This is a genomic window from Cylindrospermum sp. FACHB-282 (assembly GCF_014697195.1).
GTDB lineage: Bacteria > Cyanobacteriota > Cyanobacteriia > Cyanobacteriales > Nostocaceae > Cylindrospermum.
The window spans coordinates 105,368-125,982 of sequence record NZ_JACJRJ010000008.1 but is presented as its reverse complement, the minus strand read 5'-3'; the positions used below and the strand labels follow the sequence as shown (position 1 = coordinate 125,982).

Annotated in this window: 10 protein-coding genes and 2 pseudogenes; 6 read left to right on the top strand and 6 right to left on the bottom strand. The window is 42.4% G+C overall.

The window, feature by feature from the left end:
• Position 1: 1 nt before the first annotated feature.
• From H6G32_RS06480 to H6G32_RS06470, 3 genes are read right to left on the bottom strand one after another with little or no spacing between them, the layout of a single operon-like run.
• Positions 2 to 3,649: a type I polyketide synthase gene (locus H6G32_RS06480; protein WP_190456294.1), complete on the bottom strand. Its 3,648-nt coding sequence runs from the start codon at positions 3,647 to 3,649 to the stop codon at positions 2 to 4.
• Positions 3,646 to 6,912 carry a type I polyketide synthase gene (locus H6G32_RS06475; protein WP_190456292.1) on the bottom strand — a complete coding sequence of 1,089 codons (3,267 nt, stop codon included), beginning with the start codon at positions 6,910 to 6,912 and terminating at the stop codon, positions 3,646 to 3,648. Before H6G32_RS06475 ends, H6G32_RS06480 begins: the two co-directional genes overlap by 4 nt.
• Entirely contained in the window at positions 6,909 to 9,194 is a 2,286-nt protein-coding gene (locus H6G32_RS06470) for an AMP-binding protein (protein WP_190456290.1), read from the bottom strand. The genes H6G32_RS06475 and H6G32_RS06470 overlap by 4 nt, the downstream gene beginning before the upstream one ends.
• A 1,285-nt stretch (positions 9,195 to 10,479) precedes the next feature.
• On the opposite strand from H6G32_RS06470, the gene H6G32_RS06465 reads away from it, so the two are divergent.
• The 6 genes and pseudogenes from H6G32_RS06465 (at position 10,480) to H6G32_RS06440 (ending at position 18,473) form a co-directional block, all read left to right on the top strand.
• Positions 10,480 to 11,835 carry an MFS transporter gene (locus tag H6G32_RS06465; protein ID WP_190456288.1) on the top strand — a complete coding sequence of 452 codons (1,356 nt, stop codon included), beginning with the start codon at positions 10,480 to 10,482 and terminating at the stop codon, positions 11,833 to 11,835.
• 102 nt (positions 11,836 to 11,937) lie between these two features.
• On the top strand, positions 11,938 to 12,972 hold the full coding sequence (locus H6G32_RS06460) for a class I SAM-dependent methyltransferase (RefSeq protein WP_190456286.1): 1,035 nt from the start codon (positions 11,938 to 11,940) through the stop codon (positions 12,970 to 12,972).
• 157 nt (positions 12,973 to 13,129) lie between these two features.
• On the top strand, positions 13,130 to 14,773 hold the full coding sequence (locus H6G32_RS06455; protein WP_190456283.1) for a glycosyltransferase family 39 protein: 1,644 nt from the start codon (positions 13,130 to 13,132) through the stop codon (positions 14,771 to 14,773).
• A gap of 66 nt (positions 14,774 to 14,839) precedes the next feature.
• Positions 14,840 to 15,331, top strand: coding sequence for a GtrA family protein (locus H6G32_RS06450; protein ID WP_190456280.1), 492 nt, complete (start codon positions 14,840 to 14,842; stop codon positions 15,329 to 15,331).
• Positions 15,332 to 15,428: 97 nt separating this feature from the next.
• Positions 15,429 to 16,214: pseudogene (locus H6G32_RS06445) on the top strand (polyprenol monophosphomannose synthase); the annotation flags it as partial.
• Positions 16,215 to 16,385: 171 nt separating this feature from the next.
• Positions 16,386 to 18,473: an alpha-amylase family glycosyl hydrolase gene (locus H6G32_RS06440; protein WP_190456275.1), complete on the top strand. Its 2,088-nt coding sequence runs from the start codon at positions 16,386 to 16,388 to the stop codon at positions 18,471 to 18,473.
• A gap of 50 nt (positions 18,474 to 18,523) precedes the next feature.
• Here H6G32_RS06440 and H6G32_RS06435 read toward each other — a convergent pair.
• The 3 genes and pseudogenes from H6G32_RS06435 to H6G32_RS06425 all read right to left on the bottom strand — a co-directional run.
• Positions 18,524 to 18,727: pseudogene (locus H6G32_RS06435) on the bottom strand (thiol:disulfide oxidoreductase); the annotation flags it as partial.
• 41 nt (positions 18,728 to 18,768) lie between these two features.
• Positions 18,769 to 19,434, bottom strand: a complete 666-nt coding sequence (locus tag H6G32_RS06430; RefSeq protein WP_190456273.1) for a nitroreductase family protein — start codon at positions 19,432 to 19,434, stop codon at positions 18,769 to 18,771.
• An 82-nt stretch (positions 19,435 to 19,516) separates the two neighbouring features.
• Complete coding sequence (locus tag H6G32_RS06425) at positions 19,517 to 20,614, bottom strand: alkene reductase (RefSeq protein WP_190456271.1); 1,098 nt, start codon at positions 20,612 to 20,614, stop codon at positions 19,517 to 19,519.
• Between the last annotated feature and the right edge of the window lies 1 nt (position 20,615).

Genomic DNA, 20,615 nt, shown 5'->3' with positions numbered 1-20,615 from the left:
TTTAATCGTCCTCCAAGGCTCTGGCTAATTTTTTGTTAATCAAATCCTCTAATGTCTGCTCTGATAATTGCTCTATTGTCTGAGAAAGTTCTGTTTCAAAGCGTAGCTCCTGCTGGACTTGTGCGGACTGAAAATCATCTTCTGAAGATGACCAATTGAACACTTCTGTTATTATATATTCCGTTAAACTGATAACATTAGGACGCTCAAAAATTAATACAGTTGGCAGAGGAGAACCCAGGCTATTTTCCAGCTTGTTCTTGAAAGCGACAGCGAGCAAAGAATCCATCCCCAGATCAAAAAACCCTACTTCTGGGTTGAACAATGGCTGATTGGCAGAGTAGCCTAAAATTTTGGCCACTTCGTTTTGTAAATAAGCGACTATTTGGTGATAACGCTCACTTTCAGGGGCTGACTCTAACTGTTGCCAAAAGATATCCCGGTTTCCTAATTTTCGATGGGCAGAACCCCTCGAATGTTCGTCTATTTGTCCTAGCAGCAGCTTGCCAGTAGTCCCTTCATAAAGGGGTTTGAAGATAGACCAATCCATATCGGCGACGACGATATTAGCTACACTGTTAGTTTTTTCTTGCTGGAAGAAGCCCCCTGCTACATCAAGTAAATCAGCCGGGGAGGTTAAATTCAAGCCAATCTGAGTTGTGTATTTCTCCCCTTCAGGTGAGGCTAGAGCCATACCCCCTCCTGCCAAAGCGCCAACATTGACGGTTAATGCTGGTTTACCTAAGCTGTGACGATAGTGAGCAAAAATATCCAGGAAGTAATTGGCCGCTGCATAATGTCCAAGTCCTTGAGATCCAAATACTGGAGACATGGAAGAGGTGCTGAAGAAGAAGTCAAGATTGAGATCCAAGGTGAGTTGGTGTAAGTTCCAGGTGCCAAAAACTTTAGGACGTAACATTGCCGCCAAATCATCAACAGTGATGTCTGCTAACAGGCTTTGTTGGCTAAAACCTGCAATATGAAAAATTCCCCGTAGGGGTGGACAGGTAGATTTGATGGTGTCGATAGCGTGAGTGATTGCCGCTAGATCGGATACGTCGGCTTGGAGAACGAGGACTTGCACCCCAGCCTTTTCTAATTCGGCGATCGCCTCCGATCCTTGAGGGGATGGGGGGCGTCGTCCCATTAAAACTAGGTGTTTTGCTCCTTTTTTTGCCAACCATTTGGCACTTGAGAGCCCGAAATGCCCAAATCCCCCGGTAATTAGATATGTGGCTTTTGGTGACAACTGGATGGACTGGGGTGATACTGGTGTTTTTTGACTGCGAACTAGGCGCAGGATATGGGGCTGTCCTTGACGAAGAACTAGCTGATCTTCGCGATCGCACCCAAGCAATATTTGCAGTAATTGTTTAGCAGATGCTTCAGGAGCGGAATCCCCGTCTAAATCTACCAATCCTCCCCAGGCTTTGGGTAATTCTGTGGCTACAACTCGCCCTAATCCCCAAATCGGAGCTTGTGCAGGAGAGGGAGGAGTCTTTTCTAAACCCACTTTTTGGACATCTTGTGTCACTACCCAAAGGGGGGGAATTTGAGCCTCTGAACTTTGAGTAACTGCTTGCACAAGGTTTAGGAAACTCGTGACAGTCAAGATTTGATCCTGTTGCAGAGATGCTAAGGTCGTTTCTTGGCTGGGGGTAACATCTAAACTCCACAGATGCACAATTCCCCGACAGGGTGGTTGTTCTGGTGCTAAGGCATGGCAAATTAGCTGTTGCATCTGGGCTTGATCGCCAGGATTCACTAGAATCTGGGTGAAGTCATGTTCAGATGCCTGTGATTGATGCTGACCATAACGGATGATCCCACAGGTGTCACCCTGAGCTTGTAGCAGCTCAATTAGGTTTTGACTTACCTGAGAGCGATCGGCAAAGATTAACCACCGACTTGGCTCTGATGTTGTGGCTGACAAAACCTCTGACCAGGGCTGGGGTTGCCATTGCAACTCGTACAACCAATCCGCTCCCTGGTGTTTGAGACTTGTTGAGTTTCCCACAGAACTGGTGCGTTGCATCTGCAAGCCAGATACTTTGATCACCAGTTTGCCAGCGGGATTAAATATCTGAATATCTCCCTCAATTGACTCCTGAGCAGTCCCACCATGGTTACGGACTACAGCATGACTCCAAACTTCAGATCCAAGAGATTCATAAACTTGAAAACTCTTTAGCCCTGTTGGTAAATACAAAGACATCTCCGGGGAGGAACTCTGAGCATCGGCTAAGGTTTGACTGAGCAATGTTGCCCCTAAAACTTGATGACAAGCATCCAACACCGCCGCGCGCACTTGAAACCCATTGCCGAAGGCTACGGCAGCTGGTAACTTAACTTGGGCTAAGGCTTCGTCCTCACCTAACCACAGATTTTGAATTCCTCGATAGGTTTCTCCCAGTTGTAACCCATGCCCTTGCAGTAATTGATAAAACTCTAGAGCATTTCTCTGGTCTTGACATCGTAAGCGGATCGTTTCTAGGGTTTCTTGTGTGGGAGCAGTAGTTGGTAAGGTTGAAGGTGTAACCAGGGTAGACCCATTTAGGGCAGTTTTCAAGACCGATTGCTGATACTCTCTTGTGGTGGTGGCTCGATTAGTATACAGTTCTCGCAGTTGATTGAGATCAGGCAAATGTCCGAGAATCAGTTCTTTAGTCAGACCAAAATCTAGTAGACAAGCTACCTCATCAACCCCGATCCTATCAAGCTGCTCTAGTAACTTCAGACAAGTTTCCGGGGTACCAATCAAGCCTCTGGAAGTAGCAAATCGATCATATAAGAAGTTGACAAATTCATTTAGGTCGCTCTCAGGCAATGTGGTGATATCTACGTCATGTCCTCGGCTTTGGGCTAGTCCTTTGAGGAGTCCAATGTTAGATTTGAGGTAATTACAGTAAGGTTTTCGTGCTTGTTCACGAACTGTTTCAAAGTCTGCACCCACATAAGTATGCAACATCAATGAGACTATTCCTGTGTCTGGATCATGACCATGGCTAGCTCTAGAGTGGCGGTAGAGGGCAATTTTTTCTGCTAAGGTTTCTACCTCTTGGTCGAGTAAGTGAGTCAACAGGTTTGCCCCTATTTCTCCGGCTCTAGCAAAGGTTTGAGGATTGCCTGCTGCTGTGATCCAGATGGGGAGATGGGGCTGAATTGGGGTGGGATAAATGCGAATTTCTGCGGGCTGTCCTTTACCGTCGGTAATTTTCAGCGTTTCCCCTTGCCAGAGTTTTTGGAGAATTTCTAGATTGCTAAAAACGAGTTGGTGGCGATCGCCATACTTGTCAGGGCAGGTAGCAAAATCACTGGGGTTCCAACCGGATGCTAAAGATATCCCCACACGCCCATTCGATAGGTTATCTACTAAAGCCCATGCTTCTGCTAACTCGATGGGATGGTGCAGGGCCATGACTACACTCCCTGCTTGTAAGCGAATCCGTTGGGTTTCTCTGGCTAAAGCGGCATTCAACACCGCCGGATTGGGGTAGAGGCTGCCAAATTGAGTAAAATGTCGTTCTGGTGTCCAAATACTGGAAAACCCATGTTGATCAGCAAATCGGGCGCTGTCAATCACTAGGCTGTATTTATCCCCAACCAGGGCATCTTCACTGCTGGCAAAGAACATTAAACCAAATTTCATACTTCTGTTAACCTCCGTAAATGCTCTGTTTGCTCTGGGTAGGTTGTGGAAGAGGAAACTTGTGCATCTGCGTATAAAGTCCACTCTGGTGGGGATGAAGATGTACTGAGTCGGCAACTATATATTTGCAGCAACATCTGACTTGGGGATTTCGGGGAGAGAATCACCTGAATTTTTTGCTCTTCTTCTTTGGACAAGAACAGGGGAAAGTAAAGTTTCAAGTTGCTGATTTGGCTGCATGGCTGGTTGAAAGCTTCTTGAGTTGCTTCAAAGGCGATTTGCAGATAGCCGGTATGGGGCATGATCACGGTATCCCACACTTGATGGTCTTTTAACCAAGCGAGATAAAACTCATCTACTACTGTTTCCCAGATGTATGTATGAGGGAGAGCAGCTAGGTCAGGTAATCTATATCCTAAAATGGGATGCCGCTTGTTGCCTTGATTGGATCGGGTATTGGTGAATTTATCTTCAACCCCTTGATTCCTCTTGATCCAGTAGCGTTGTCTTTGAAATGGATAAGTGGGTAAGGCAATTTTTGTGCGGTTGGAGGAATCCTGGTAAAATTCATCCCAATTAATTGGCACACCATGTATATAAAGTGTGGCTAGACTTTGAAGTAATTGCTGGGAGTCTTCTAGCTTGGGATATAGGCTAGGTAGGCTCAAATGCTCTCCTTCAGGAATACATTGGTGTACCATGCCTAACAATATCGGTTTGGGGCCAATTTCTAAGAAGATTTTATAACCAAGCTGATGTAATGTGGCGATACTCTCAGCGAATTTAACTGGTTGGGAGATATGATTTACCCAGTATTGGGGAGTTGTGATTTCTGCTGTGGCAGGTTTTCCTGTGAGGTTAGAAATTAGCGGAATTTGCGGTTGGTTGTAGGTGATTTGCTCGGCTATGTCTGCAAACTCTGCCAACATCGGCGCCATCAGTGGGGAGTGGAAGGCGTGGGATACCTGAAGATTTTTGGTTTTGATCCCCAGGGCTGCTAATTGGCTACAGATGTCTCTAATGGCTGCTTTGGCGCCGGAAATAACGATGCTGTTGGTTGTGTTGTAGGCGGCTATTGCTACTTGGTCTGTGTAGGGGTTGATGATTGCTTGTATTTGTGCAGCTGATGCCATTACTGCTACCATCTCACCAACTTCGGTTAACTGTTGCATTAACCGCCCCCGATGGGCAATTAGTTTGAGTCCGTCTTCTAAGGTGAAGATGCCTGCTACACAAGCGGCTACGTATTCGCCGACGCTGTGACCGATGACTACATCTGGTTGAATTCCCCAAGATTTCCATAGTTGGAAGAGGGCATATTCCATGGCAAATAGGGCAGGTTGGGTGTAGGCTGTTTGATTTAGTAGGGGATTTTCGCTGGTTTCTGAATAGATGATTTCCAGTAGGGGTTGTGCTAAATCAGAACTGAGGAGTTGATCACATTGGTCTAGGTATTTGCGGAAGACTGGTTGGGTTTGATATAGTTCTTTTCCCATGCCCACATACTGGGAACCTTGTCCTGTGAAGAGGAAGGCGATTTTTGGGCGTTTGTTGCTAGTCAGTTGACCGTTGATCACCCCAGTAGCTGGGGTTGCTTTCAGGAAGGTATTTAATTGTTGTTGTAAATGCTCATTTGTTTGGGCAACTATCGCTAGTCGGTGGTGGAAGTGCGATCGCCCTGTATTAGCCGTAAAACAGATATCTGCAATAGATGTTGTCGCGTGGTTGCTTAAAAAACTCTCATAGCTTTGTGCCAAATCCCGCAAAGCCTGTTCACTTTTGGCTGAGATTGTCAAAAGATGTCGCGGACACTCTTGGATATGATCTTGAATTTTGAATTTTGAATTTTGAATTTTTAATTGATTAGGTGCTGCTTCCACAATTATGTGCACATTTGTGCCACTCATCCCGAAGCTGCTAACTCCTGCTAACTGTGGCCCATCTTGTCTAGGCCAAGGGGTTAACTCGGTGGGAATGGCGATCGCCAGTCTATCCCAAGGTATATAAGGATTAGGATTTTGAAAGTGAAGATGGGGTGGAATTTGCTGATGTTGCAAAGAAAGAACTACCTTAATTAAACTTGCTACCCCCACCGCTGCTTCCAAGTGACCAAAGTTAGTTTTTAGTGAACCAATAATCAACGGCTCCTGTTCTGACCGACCTTGACCCAAAACTTTCCCCAAAGCCAACACCTCAATCGGATCTCCCAAGGGTGTCCCTGTACCGTGTGCCTCCACATATTGAATTTGCTCTGGTTTCACCCTAGCATTCGCTAAAGCTTGCTTAATCACAGCCTCCTGAGCAGAGCCGTTAGGGGCAGTTAGTCCATTACTTTTGCCATCATGGTTGGCAGCAGAACCCCGAATTAAAGCGAGAATGTTGTCACCATCGGCTATGGCATCAGAGAGCCGCTTCAGTACCACCATGCCACAGCCTTCTCCCCTAACATAACCATCAGCCGCTGCATCAAAAGTCTTACAGCGTCCATCGGTCGATAAAGCACGAAGTTTGCACCCCAAGATTGTGTTAATGGGGGAAAGCATCAAATTTACGCCACCGGCTAAGGCTAGATTGCACTCACCAGAACGCAGGCTTTGACAGGCTACGTGAATACCCAGGAGAGAAGATGAGCAAGAGCTATCTAATTGCATCGTCAATCCCTGTAGATCCAGGATATATGCCAAGCGACCAACAGCAATACTGCGAGCGTTACCTAACCCCCTGTAGGCATCAAGGCGATTTAAATCATCAAAAGTCACACTTAGTTGGGCATAATCGTCTGAGCTAATTCCCACAAACAATCCTGTTTGCGTGCCTTTGAGTCGCTCTGGTGCTAGTCCAGCATTTTCTAGGGCTTCCCAGGTAACTTCTAAAAGCAGCCGTTGTTGTGGATCCATGTCCATCGCTTCCAGGGGAGCAATGCCGAAAAATTCAGGGTCGAACTGATCTACCTGATCTAAAAACCCACCATGACGGGTGTATATTTTTCCTGGAGCATCGGGATCGGGATCATAGTAATGCTCAACATCCCAGCGATCGGCAGGAATTTCTGTAATAGCATCTACTCCATTATGTAATAGTTGCCAAAACGTCTCTGGGTCTTTTACACCCCCTGGAAAACGAAATCCCATGCCAACAATAGCTATTGGCTCGGTCTTTTGGCGCTCCGTGTCTTCGAGTTGGGTACGAGCTTGCTTCAGAGCATTAAGTAAACGTGGCAATGAAGATGCTTGCTCATGACTAGGTTCGGAAATATTGCTCATTTCCCTCTCTCCAACAACTTTTCTAACTCTAATATTTCCTGTTCAATTAAGACATCAATTTCTAGTTGAGAGGTGTAATTGACTTCTGATGAAATTTTTTGTTCAGTCTTCAACTGTTGCTCTGAAGAAGAGGATGTTGTCAATTGTATTTCAGTGGTTAAATATTGCGCCAAAGATTCAATTGTGGAAAAATTCCAAAGTATAGTTGCTTCTAGAGGATGTTCTAGCCAGTCCCCTAATGCTTGAGATAACTCAATCGCCATCACTGAATCCATGCCATAATCTGCAAAAGATTTGCTAGCATCAATCTTATTCGGGTCTATTTTTAATTTCTTAGCCAGCCATTCTTCAATCCAATTCAGTAGAGACTCAATAGTATATTTAGAGCTACTAGTTAAAGGTTTAGGTACTAGATTATATCTGGGAATTTCTAAAATATTCGGGTAATTTAAGTTAGATTCGTTTGGTGATCCTTGATTTTTTAGTAACTCATCCTCTGACTTCCAAAGACCTACCACACTCAGAGTATCTTTTAAGAATGAAGTGCGACAGGCTTGGCGCTGGATTTTGCCACTAGATGTCTTGAGGATACTTCCCGTCTTCAGCAGCACCACGGCGTAAAGTTGTAGCTCATGCTGCTCTGATACTACCCTGCGGATGGCTCCAACTACTTCATTTACATCGAGTTTTCGCAGATAATTCCGCTCTACCTCTTGAGCAATAACTAGTCGCTCTTCCCCGTTGATTTCTACTGCAAAGGCTGCACTGCTACATGGTTTAAGTGCTGGATGACTTTTCTCTACTGTTAGTTCAATATCTTGGGGATAATGATTACGACCCCGGATGATAATCACATCTTTGATGCGTCCTGTGATCAACAACTCACCATTCTGCAAAAATCCCAAGTCACCGGTGCGGAGAAACGGCCCTTCTTTGGTATCTGCTATGTAGGCGTTAAAAGTTTGTGCAGTCTGCTCTGGTTGATGCCAGTAGCCTTGGGCAACGTGGGGGCCAGCCACCCAAATCTCGCCCACTTGGCAATCTAAACAACCAATCAAGGTTTCCGGATTAACAATCCGTACAGTTCCTTCCACACAAGAGTGACCACACCCCACTACTAATTGAGTGACCTGATCCCCCTGATTACCTTGGCTAGGAATCACCTCTCCCCGGCTTAAAGCGTCTCGGTCTAATGAATAAACAACTGGGAGATCATGCTTTTCTCCTCCTGATACCAGCAGGGTGGTCTCTGCCATGCCATAACAAGGATAGAACGTTGTTTTGCGAAAACCGTAGGGTTCAAAAGCCTCTGTAAATGCAGTTAAGGTATCCGCTCGAATTGGCTCTGCTCCGTTAAAGGCTAACTGCCAACTGCTGAGGTCTATGGATGAACGCTGCTCTGGAGTAATTTTTCGTACACATAAATCGTAAGCAAAGTTAGGTCCACCGCTAGTGGTGGCCCGATAATTAGAAATAGCCCTCAACCAACGATAAGGCTGTTGCAGAAAGTCTACTGGAGACATCAAAATCGAGGGAACACCCAAGAACAATGGCTGTAACACATTACCCACTAAGCCCATATCGTGATAAAGAGGTAGCCAGCCCACAAAGCGAGTCTCGGCATCATGTCCAAAAGCTTGTTGAATCATTTGCTCGTTATGGATCAGGTTGCTGTGGCTCACCATCACAGCTTTTGGGTCTCCAGTCGAGCCTGATGTATATTGCAAAAACGCTATGGCTTCGGAGTTAACTTGGGGTAGAGTCTCTTGTTCTTGTCTGTCATCGGCACTATTTATCCCTAGGTTGTCAGTCGGCAGCCATTGCAAGGTTTCCAAGTTTGAGCTATCTACTACTGATGCCTGCAAAGTTTTCAACAACGATTCGCTGGTGAGACCGATCTGTGCTCCCGAATCCGCTACGATGGTTTTTATTCGTTTCAGACTTTGATTGCGCCGGGGTGGGTTGGCTGGCACCGCAATCATGCCGGCATAGAGGCATCCGAAAAAAGCTTTTATGAACGCTAACCCCGGAGGAAAAACTAATAGAACAGGTAGACTACTGGTGGCTTTTTGCCGAAGGAGAAGATAGGCTATGTCCTGAGCCGCTTGATCGAGGTCTCTGTAGTTCAATCTTGTTTCTTCAGGCATCTCCTGATCCATAGAGTGCTTAAGAAAAATAAAAGCATCTTTCGTCGGCTGTTGCAGAGCATGTTGCCGTAAAACATCCACTAGGGTAATGGACTTTGTTAGGGGGGGGAGACATGGTGAAAACAGGCGTTGCATAAATGCGGGATGATTTAGGTTAATAGGGTTAATTTTAAATACTTCAATTAGTTAGTTGATGAAGTAATCATCGAATTAAATACTTAAGCATATCCAATAACTTGAGATAGCAAGATGTTTTTCGTTAGTTTAAAAGTAATCTAGTTATAAGCCTTTTTTACAAATTATACAACACCAATACAAATAGGTGATTTAGAACCAGGTTCAGAGCATCTCAATTAGGATTGAGAAAAATAACAATGTTTTGGCATAAGAATAACTTTAGCGTTCGATTGAACTTTTACGAGTTAATAGCAATTGCCTAAACCATTATTAGTAATCATGGCTTAATCCGATTATTCTGGTTTTTCTTGAGATGTAGGTGTTTTTATTGGGATACACTCGCCCTGGATCTAGAAAATTATGCATACTTCTAAATTTCTAAATATATTTATTTAGATAAGGCTAAAGATATGACATCTATTAGACAAATGCAATACTTAAAAGACTGGCAAAATACGAATATTCAACTTAAAAGTATAAAATACTACTATTTGTTTGGTTTTGATAATTACGTAAATCTGTTGAAAGGCTTTCTCTTCCTAGGATTGGAAGCAAGTCATAATTCACTAGCTTTTTGCTAAAAAATCCGTATTACTATTCTGGGTAATGTAATTAATTGATACTATTAGTTAAAATGCGGAACATGGGTTGAAAGCTTCGTTATCGTTTAGAGCTAGCGATGGATTAACCCCCCGCTGTAGCTGATTGTGAGGAGTGCAGTGCCGTTTGGGTAGCGTCTTGAAAAAAAGGAAAAGAAGGCGATCGCACCAGCTTGGATGAGAAACTAAGAGCGTTTGGGTATCTAACACATCTGTTCTTTAGATAAAATTTTTCTTCTCAGAGAGAAAAATAAGTTAAATAAGCGTAAATAAACAAAAATATGTTACAAGACGTAAATATACCTAAAAAACGAAAAAAGACTATCCTCTCATGTCCCAGAAGCTTTACGCAGCTTGTGATTGACAGCCTTTGATATCCTGGCTTCATTCACAAACACAAAAATTATTTTTTGCCCAGTATAAAAAATATCAGCCAGTCAATTATATTATGTTACTGTAGCTACATCATAGGGAACCCCAAACAAAAAATGATACACTTAAGTAGATTGGCGTAAATAAACAAAACTATGTTACCGTAGCGTAAATGTACCTGAAACCTTGACCAATGAGAAAAGACGATCCTCTCCTGTCCCAGAAACTGCGCGTAGCTTGTGAGATAGAGCGGTACACCAGTAAACAGAATTATGAAATATCTAACTCAACTAATTGCACTAATTTGTGAGTTCCGCAATTTTACTCTCTTCTGGTTAGGACAGTCTTTGTCTGAAATCGGAAATCGACTGACAGGATTTGGTTTAGGTATCTGGGTTTATCAAAACACTCACGCCGTTACAGAATTAAGTCTAATTTTATTTTTAACAGCATTACCAGGTATATTAATCACTCCCTTTGTGGGTGTATTAGTAGATAGATGGAATCGAAAATGGACAATTATTTTCAGTGAAATAGCTGCGACGTTAATTACGCTTACACTTGCTATACTGCTGCTGCAAGGTCATCTACAACTCTGGCACACTTACGTCTCGGCATTTTTTACCTCAGTCTGCGGTTCCTTTCAAATGACTGCGAAGGCAGCTGCCTTACCGATGATGGTTCCTCGCAATCAGATGGGGAGGGTTAATGGTTTGATTCAGTTCAGCACCGCAGTAGGACAACTAGCTGCACCCATCTTGGCGGGTATACTCATTGCCAATGTACAACTTCAGGGATTGTTGTTGATTGATTTGTCAACCTATCTCATTACATTGTTAACCTTACTATTTATTCATATTCCTCAGCCGGAAACTAGTGTTTTGTCAACTAGGGGAATGACTGCTATCCTTAATGACATTGTTTACGGCTGGGAAAAGATTTCATCTCGCTTCTTCTTGCTAATTCTACTAGCATTCATGACAATTTATTTTGTTGTGAATGGCATGACATCTGTCTTAATTAATCCGCTGATATTATCCTTTTGTTCCCCTACGACATTTGGGATTGTAATGTCAATTGCTGGCTGTGGAATGGTTGCTGGTAGCGTCGTTATGACTATCTGGGGAGGAGGAAAAAAATCTATATCTACTCTGTTTATATTTTCTGCCTTAAATGGGATAGGTCTAGTAATTGCTGGCATTAAACCCTTTATCCCTACCATAGCCTTGGGCATTTTTCTTTCATTTTTTACCGTGCCTATTATTCTAAGCACTAATAGTACAATTTTGCAAACTAGCGTTCAACCAAATGTTCAGGGACGTGTGCTTTCATTGTTCTACACTGTGGCAGGATTGGGTGGGGCTTTTGGTAATCTTATTGCCAGTCCATTAACCGACGGATTTTTAGAACCGATGTTATCTACTGATGGTGTTCTTGCTGGTACTGTTGGGCGGTTGATTGAAACTGGTCAAGGGCGGGGAATCGGGTTTTTGATGATTCTGGAAGGGTTAATTATTCTGGTCATATCAGTCATTCTATTCAATTATTTTGCATATATTCCAATAGATGATAAATTATTAACTGCTGATGGACAAATATTAGATAATAAGAAAATTAAAGCGACGTAATCCGTTAGTTAATAAATTCAAAAATGCGATTTTCGCCCATTAATAGCTGTTTTTAATAGGCGACAACCAAGTCATAAATTAGCATCAATGAGGTATCTTTCAGTGAAGAAAATTATCGCTACTGCTTATGAAACGGTTGACCCACACCAGCGGGTTACAAATCTGGCTCATGAAGCCTGGAAAGCTAGAGACCGGGAAGTCTGGACTAATAACATTCAGGATTTGATTACATCTGATGCAGTTATTCTTGATGCTGGATGTGGATTAGGAAGATTACTTCCTCGTCTATGGTCAGCTAAAAAGATTGTTATGGTCGAACCAGACCTCAAGAGATTTTTGCACGCTTCAGTGGTAGCTAAGTGTCTAATCAACGAAGACCAAGAACTATTAACAAAATTACAGGATGATGACTTTGTACAAACTGAGGAATATGAGCAATTGCTCCAAGAAATATACTCATTACCGCTAAAAAGTGAAAAAGTCCAACTTCTCAATGATGTAATGCAAAGCAAAGAAATATCGAAATATGGAACTTTTGATCTAATCATTTGTTCGCATATTTTTGAACATATTTCTTTAGATGTTATCCAAGAAAGTCTTGCTGCTTTTTATAACTTTCTAAAACCAAACGGGTCTTTAGTGATATTTGCTTGTAAGTCTCCCGTTCTTTATCACTTTCGTGCCCCTAAAGAGTTTAATAATGAGCATATTATAATTAGCAGAGAAGAATTTTTTGAAACTTGTAAAAATGGACATTCCGCAGGATTGGGGATTCGATATATACCCTTTGACCTGTTCCAAACGCTTCTGAGCAACCCGTTTAATCCGACATTGGAAAAGACTTTTGGAGATGAGTTTAAATCTCAATCAGCATCTTATGAACTTCCTGCCACACCACTATTTACTATCAAGCAATGGGAGGCATACCATTCTCAGTTTTATACTCATAAAAATATGCCGGTCGGTACATATATCGAATATCCCCAAATTCAAGCCCGCCTCTGCCTACCAGTCAAACCAATAGAAACTGTTGCAGAAATATTAGACCTTGAACACCAAGTTAATCAAAATGAAACTTTAAAGAAAATACATTTGATTGATATGGTAGTGGTTGCTCAGAAAATAAATAGTGATTGATTATAGCTATCCTATTTGAATTCTGAGTATTTTTTGGGGTGTTGTTAGCGATAGTGTCATGCATTATAGTTTGCTAAAACACTCTAAAAGTAACGCTCACCAGTGATTTAATATTGCTATATTAATAGTTTTTTCTCTAATGAGACATCTGCAATAAATGGACAATCCGCAATTATTAGTAAAAGCAAGTCCCCCGACTTGGTTTAAAATCTTGATAATCAGCCTCATCGGGTTAGGCATTTTCTTCCGTTTTGCCCATCTGGAAAAAAAAATATACTGCTGTGATGAATCTTGGACATCTGTAGCAATTTCTGGGCACACGATAGCCGAGTTAAAACAGGAAGTTTCTCACCATCAAGGCATAATTGCTATTACTAGTTTCGACAAATATCAACACATTAATCCAGAGCGTGGGGTGGCTGATACAGTGAATTATTTAATCACCTCAGACCCACAGCATCCCCCCTTATATTACGTAATGGTGAGATTGTGGGCGCAAGTATTTGGAGATTCTCCGACAGGAGTGAGAAGTTTATCAGCAATCATCAGTCTGTTGATATTTCCTAGTGTATATTGGCTGTGTTTAGAGTTGTTTGAGTCACCAGTTGTAGGATGGGTAGCAATGGCGTTAGTTGCCGTTTCTCCCTTGCAGTTATATTTTGCTCAAGAAGCACGTCAATACAGTTTGTGGATGGTAGAGATTCTAGTATCGAGTGCTGCTTTATTGCGAGCTATCAGACAAGAAAATAAAAGAAATTGGGCTGTTTATACTCTCACTTTAGCCTTGGGTTTATACACTCATTTATTCACAGTTTTGGTGATGATATCTCATGGTATTTATGCAGTTATTCAACAACAGTTTCGCTTCAGCAAAACCTCACTCAATTATATACTTGCTACGATTGCTGCTTTATTAATGTTTTTGCCTTGGTTAATTGTACTCATCACCCACATTGGCACAGCACTAGAGCTAACTTCAGGGTGGGCAATAAAATGGATAAATAATCCTTTCGAGCTAATCGCTATTTTTGGGATTCGAGTAACTCGAATATTTTTCGATCTTAATTTAACTTCAGATACATCAGTATTTAATAGTTTTACTCTTGAAGGTTCTTTATTTTATATTATTCCTGCGTTAATATTCAGTTTATCCTTAATTATTTACTTGGGGTTATTTATCATAAAAGTGCCTAGTAATCAAGCTAATCTATTGATTGTTTTATTGGGAGGATTTACCAGTTTATTCTTAGTGATATATGACCTCATTTATGGAGGGGTGCGCTCTATTCAATTGCGCTACCAATTGCCTTTATATCTCAGTCTAGAAATTATTGTAGCCTATGTTTTAGCTTTTCATATTTTCCAAAAACAGATATGGCAGACGAAAATTGCTCAATTCACAATAATCGGATTGCTGATAGCTGGGTTGATTTCTGATGTCAGATTTTTTCAAGCTGAGAGTTGGTGGACTCAATCATCTGCAAAATTTATTAGAGAAACAGATGAAGTTCTCAATCAATTAGAAAGACCTTTACTGGTAATTAATAACTCTCCTGTTAATTTGGGAGGAATTCTAACTTTAAGTCATTATTCACCAAAAGTTCGTCTACTGCCAATAAAAGATAAAGATGATGAGCTACTACGGATTCCGCAAGATGATCATCATATTTTATTTATGCAAAATAATAGTACTTTATTTCATCAAATAGAGGAAGATAAAACCTATTTTTTAAAAACTATTAAAGTACTTAATCCGCCACCTGGAGGTTTATGGCAATTTGATAAAATTGAGCAGTTGTGAACAGTATTGTTTGAGATTGTATAAGTGCTAGAGATGGAGTAAAGTTCTTAAGAGAGAAGAAGGCGAATGAATCATTGTTTTGAAATTAACAATCTAATAAATAGACTGCTCTTAAATTTTTCTTGGGTGTTTGTCAGTCGTCTGATTCGTTTCGCCATAGTGGGTTTAAGTGGTGTATTTGTGGACTTGGGAGGATTTTATGTTCTGCACAAACTGTTGGGTTGGGGGTTAACTCCGAGTGGGATACTTTCAACAGAGTTAGCAATCATTAATAATTTTGTTTGGAATGATGTATGGACATTTAGTAATATTTCTTCTCGACAACAGTTAGGCACTCAGCGATTACAGCGATTTTTAAAGTTCAACTTAATTTGTTTTTTTGGATTAATTTTCAATAGTTTAATTGTGAATTGGCTGTTTTATGAATTTGAAATGAATGAATATATGGCAAAATTGGTGGCAATTATTTGTGTTACTCTCTGGAATTTTTTGCTCAACTGGAAGCTCAACTGGCAAATAAGAGATACAGAAGTAGATGTGTTGAAAGATAGTACTTAGGAAAAATACAGATTTTTTTCTGCTGATCATGCAGTGTATTTAGTTTTTTCTGAATATAAAAAAAATGGAAACCTAATAACCGAAATAGAACTGAATTATGATTGTGAATTTATCGAGATCGCTTGTGCCAGTACCTTCAGGAACGCTGAAAATTCTGTTATCAACTGAACTTGCACCGCCGACTGAGCCAGTTTATTTATCGCTGATTATCCCAACCTATAACGAAGGTAAGAACATTTTGGCAGTGGTTCATCTGTTGAGCTATTTGCTAGATGAAGCGTTACCCAATAATTACGAACTGGTTGTGATTGATGATGATAGTCCTGATGGCACCTGGGAAATTGCACAGCAACTAATGGCAGATTATCCTCGCTTGCGCGTGATGCGTCGTCAGGGAGAACGGGGCTTGTCTACTGCGGTGATTAGGGGTTGGCAGGTTGCCAAAGGGCAAGTGCTAGGGGTGATTGATGGTGATTTACAACATCCGCCAGAGGTGTTAATGAAGCTACTGAAGGCGACGGAACAGGGAGCGGATCTTGCTGTCGCTAGCCGTCATGTCACAGGAGGCGGAACTAGTGATTGGCGCTTGAATCGGCGAATTTTGTCACGGGGTGCTCAATTGCTAGGGTTGATTATTTTGCCCAGTGTCGTCGGGCGTGTTTCTGATCCCATGAGTGGTTATTTTTTAGTGCGCCGAGAGGCGATCGCAGGGCGGTTAATGAATCCTCTGGGCTACAAAATTTTGATTGAAGTAATTGGGCGAGGTGAGATTCATCAAATTGCTGAAGTAGCCTATGTCTTTCAGGAACGCCAAGAAGGGGCGAGTAAAGTCACTTGGCGACAGTATTTAGAATACATCATACATTTGGTGCAACTGCGTTTTTGGTAGTTAATTACGTTTCTGGTTTACTAGTGGATTAGTGGTCATAAGCAGAATCACAAAACGTCTAATAGCCAAAAAATTATTCTGGACAAGAAAAACAGAAATCGGTAAGTCCATCACCGAAGATAACTTGTTGGCCAACTCACCATCTTTAATTCATAGGAATGCTATATGCGCTATTTTGACGAATACTGTGAAGTACATCTAGACCCTAGTACAGCACCATATACTTGGGTGTTTAGAAGTGGTGAAAAAATCTCCATCAGATTTGGTGTTCACTTATCTAAAAATCCAGATTATGGTCAGATAGCTTATGAGTTGAATGATGGACAAGGATATTGCGATTCAGATCGAATTACGGCACATACTGAAAGCGTTATAGAAAATGGCTTCAAAATATTTTCGGTCATCCTACCACCTATAAGTAACGGGGGAGGATATCGCTACAGATTGGGTTATGTGGATACTTATGGTAATGAGCATACAAGAGAGCGATCGCATATTTTGCTAGTCTGCGATGAAGCACCCCGGTCAATGGCTGAAATCCCATCTGTATTTCTGGGGTATGTGAACAATCAGCCCATATATGGGCCAAAACCAAGGGTTGCAATGACATCTAGTCCTGATGATTGGGATTGCCGTCTATTTTACTCAATCATCATTGATCGATTTGCTCGTAGTGCAGATAGCAACCGCACTGGACTGAGTGCAGTCAAATATGATCCCTCTTCCCCCTATGCAAGTCATGGTGGAACAATTCGGGGCGTAATTGAGCAGATAACATATTTGAAGTCATTGGGAGTCAGAGCAATTATCCTCAGCCCTGTGTATGTCAACGCTGCCGATGGCTATCATGGCTATCATCCTATCCACCTATTGATGGTTGATCCACGTCTGGGTACACTTGTGTGTCTGCGTGACCTAGTGAAGACAGCTCATGAAGCTAACATTGCTGTCATTTTAGACGTTGTCAACAATCACATCGCAGATAGTATTAACTGGGAAGAATATGGAGGCCCACCAGGGGGAGAGTTCAAGTATGTGCAAGGTGATGAAACTGCGGTAATGCCCTTTCCAATAGAAGCACGGAACACATCACTCTTCCACGGAACTGAATACACCGATATGGTGAATCAACGACTATTTGGCTTCTTGGAAGATTGGCGAACAGAGACAAGCTACGTTCGTGAATTACTGATTCAACACCTTAAATACTGGATTGCAGAAACAGACATTGATGGTTTCCGATACGATTCAGCACGTCACGTTGGTCTTGATTTCTGGGAGCCTTGCGTTGAAGAGATATCAAGATATGCTAGCTATTTTGGGAAAAAGCAGTTTCTGCAAATAGCCGAACACGCTGGCAGTACTCACGAAGAGGTAACTGCCTACAATGGGGCGAAATTTTCAAATCTGATAGACTATCCCACTTATTATACTATCAAGCATTCTTTAGCTGATGGTCATTGGCTAGGGGGTTTGGCAGATTATTTTTGTGGTTTTCTAGAGCCATCACACCCATATCATGCTGGTTGGAGGAATAATATTATGTTCCTCGATAACCAAGACACAACTAGAATCTTCCATCAATTTTTGAGTCGTCTAGGAAACCAAGACGAGGCGCGAGTTCGGTTACATTTTGCACTTGCTTGTTTGATTTTAGGGCCACAAATACCTTCTATCTATCAAGGCACAGAGCAAGAATTTTCTGGCGCTTTAGGGATGCATCAACGTCATGATACAGAAGATTGGATTGGTCATGATTGCTACGTGCGGGAAGATATGTTTGATAACCCTGCCTGTGTGTGGGAGTTTGGGCCGATTAACCGCAAAAGTTTTGACCCATATAATAAAAACCACCCAACTTTTTTACTAATTCGACAACTTGCCGAAATTAGATTGGAAAACAAACTCATTCAGAGTGGAACCCGTACCCTACTATGCTCTAGGAATAATGGTTTCTGGTGTGTACTCATTCATGGTACGGCTGATGATCAGCCGATCTTGATTGCGATGAATATGGGGCCCACACCAATATTGGAACAGGCTTTAAAGATTCCTCATTGCTACGGTGAGTTCTGTGGAGTTGATATGCTGATTGCCACGTCGGGTGGAGTATTCCATCTTGTAGAAGGTGCTATGGGAATTAAACTTCCACCATTTACATTTGTTTTAGGGCGACTCTTGCAGCAAGGCAAACAGACCCCGGTGACTTCGATAGCCATTAATACACAACTTACCCATCAACAAACAGGGTGAGGTTTTGTGAGAATATCTTCAATGATCCAATTGTGAAATGCTGAAGATAATCAATGCTGGATAGTATTCGCCGATTGGTTAAATAACAAATCCCGTGATTTTTCGATATCCAACGCCTGATTTTGAAATGCTTCTGCCTTCTCATAAGCGCGAATTGTTGCCGGACGATTTTTTATCGTCTCAAACCAGCGCTGTAGGTGAGGAAAATCTTCTAGCTTTTGGCTTTGGCGCTGATATGGCACAATCCAAGGATAAGGGGAAGGGGAGAGAGGATAACCCACTTCCCCATATCGGTTTAGCCCTGGTAGGGGTTGCCGATTGTGTCTACAGAGACGTTGTAGGCAAAGGGTAAACGACCGGGATTCAAGCGTGGTTCTGCGGCATAACCAACAGGTACTAAAACGGCGATCGCTAAATCTGGATTATTCTCTGCCCCAATCACAGCCTTCACCTGATCCTCAATCCAGCCATTCATAAAGCAGGTGGATAACCCCAGACTTTCTGCGGCTAAGACTAAATGGGTGGCAGCAATAATCGCATCTTTAATCGCATATTCCCGTCGCTTATCTCCTAGTCCAGCTTGAAATTGGGGAATAGCGGTTTTAAAGTAACCGACTGTGCCCTCATTCCATGCCCCAGTTTGGTGTCCTTGCTCTAGAATCGGTGTCAAATCTTGTTCACCTGCGGTGCTATCAGCGGCAAAAACAAAGGTAACAGGGGCTTGAGTAATTTGCTTTTGATTCCAAGATGCTGCTGATAAAGCTGCCTTTTGCGCCTCATCTTGGACGAGGATGATCCGCCAGGATTGGGTATTAAAACTACTGGGTGCAGCCACAGTCAACTCTACCAGTTGCTTAAGTAGTTCTGGGGCTATGGGGTCTGATTTGAAAGTTTTGATTGAACGACGCTGAACTATAGCGCTGGGTACATCTAGGGGTTGAATCTGGGTGATTGCACTCATGAAAATCTCCTCTTGTTTAAAATATGCTGCTGTAGCGCTTTTTATTATCGATCTAAAAACCGGATTAAGGATTACTGACTGGCTATTTGCTCGCTAGCGCCCAGTTGGGATAATCTGTATATCCTGCTTCACCACCACCATAAAAGGTTGTCTGATTTGGCTGATTCAGCGGTGCATTTAGCGCAAACCGTTGGGGTAAATCAGGATTGGCTATATATGGAATACCAAAGGCAACTAAATCTGCTGCTTTGTTTGCCAATACAACATCGCCTCTTTCACGAGTATAACCACCACAGACTATCAGTGTGTTTGTAAACTTCTGCCGCAAATGACTAGTAGGTACAAGGGTTGCACCATGTCTGATGTCTCCTTCTAGTCCCTCAACAATATGCAGATATGCTAAATCAAACTGGTTTAGAGCTTGAGCCGCATAACCAAAGGTTTCTAGGGGATGAGAATCATGCATATCGTTAAATGTCCCACTGGGTGCAAGACGTACCCCCACCCGTTGAGAATCCCACACCCCAGTTACTGCCTCTGTCACCTCCAACAGCAATCGTGTCCGATTTTCAATCGCGCCCCCATATTTATCGGTGCGTTGATTTGTGCCATCTCGGAGAAACTGGTCAATTAAATAACCATTGGCTGCATGAATTTCTACTCCATCAAACCCAGCTGCTAGGGCATTGGCTGCACCTTGACGATATTGTTCTACAATTCCTGGAATTTCTGAGGTTTCCAAGGCACGGGGAGTGACAAAGGGTTTTAAACCCTGATATGTTAACGCCTGACCTTGAGGTGCAATGGCAGAAGGTGCCACAGGTAATGCTCCATCTGGTTGCAAGTCAGGGTGAGAAATTCTGCCTACATGCCATAGTTGCAGAAAAATTCTCCCTCCTTGCTGATGCACGGCATCTGTTACCAACCGCCAACCCGCTACCTGTGCTGGTGAATAGATTCCTGGTGTATGGGGATAGCCCTGTCCTTGAGGAGAAACCTGAGTTGCTTCTGAAATAATCAGTCCAGCGGTAGCTCGTTGGGTGTAGTAGGTGGCGTTGAGTTGGTGCGGAACGTTTCCCTCTGCTGCTCTTTGTCGGGTTAAGGGCGCCATGACTATCCGGTTAGGCAGTTCTAAGTCACCTAACTGGTAGGGAGAGAATAAATTAATCTCGGTATTCATT

Excerpts from the sequence above, each read along its gene's own strand:
- H6G32_RS06470 (WP_190456290.1), bottom strand. The coding sequence starts at position 9,194 with ATGCAACGCCTGTTTTCACCATGTCTCCCCCCCCTAACAAAGTCCATT.
- H6G32_RS06450 (WP_190456280.1), top strand. The coding sequence starts at position 14,840 with ATGAATCATTGTTTTGAAATTAACAATCTAATAAATAGACTGCTCTTA.
- H6G32_RS06475 (WP_190456292.1), bottom strand. The coding sequence starts at position 6,912 with ATGAGCAATATTTCCGAACCTAGTCATGAGCAAGCATCTTCATTGCCA.
- H6G32_RS06430 (WP_190456273.1), bottom strand. The coding sequence starts at position 19,434 with ATGAGTGCAATCACCCAGATTCAACCCCTAGATGTACCCAGCGCTATA.
- H6G32_RS06425 (WP_190456271.1), bottom strand. The coding sequence starts at position 20,614 with ATGAATACCGAGATTAATTTATTCTCTCCCTACCAGTTAGGTGACTTA.
- H6G32_RS06440 (WP_190456275.1), top strand. The coding sequence starts at position 16,386 with ATGCGCTATTTTGACGAATACTGTGAAGTACATCTAGACCCTAGTACA.
- H6G32_RS06465 (WP_190456288.1), top strand. The coding sequence starts at position 10,480 with ATGAAATATCTAACTCAACTAATTGCACTAATTTGTGAGTTCCGCAAT.
- H6G32_RS06480 (WP_190456294.1), bottom strand. The coding sequence starts at position 3,649 with ATGAAATTTGGTTTAATGTTCTTTGCCAGCAGTGAAGATGCCCTGGTT.
- H6G32_RS06455 (WP_190456283.1), top strand. The coding sequence starts at position 13,130 with ATGGACAATCCGCAATTATTAGTAAAAGCAAGTCCCCCGACTTGGTTT.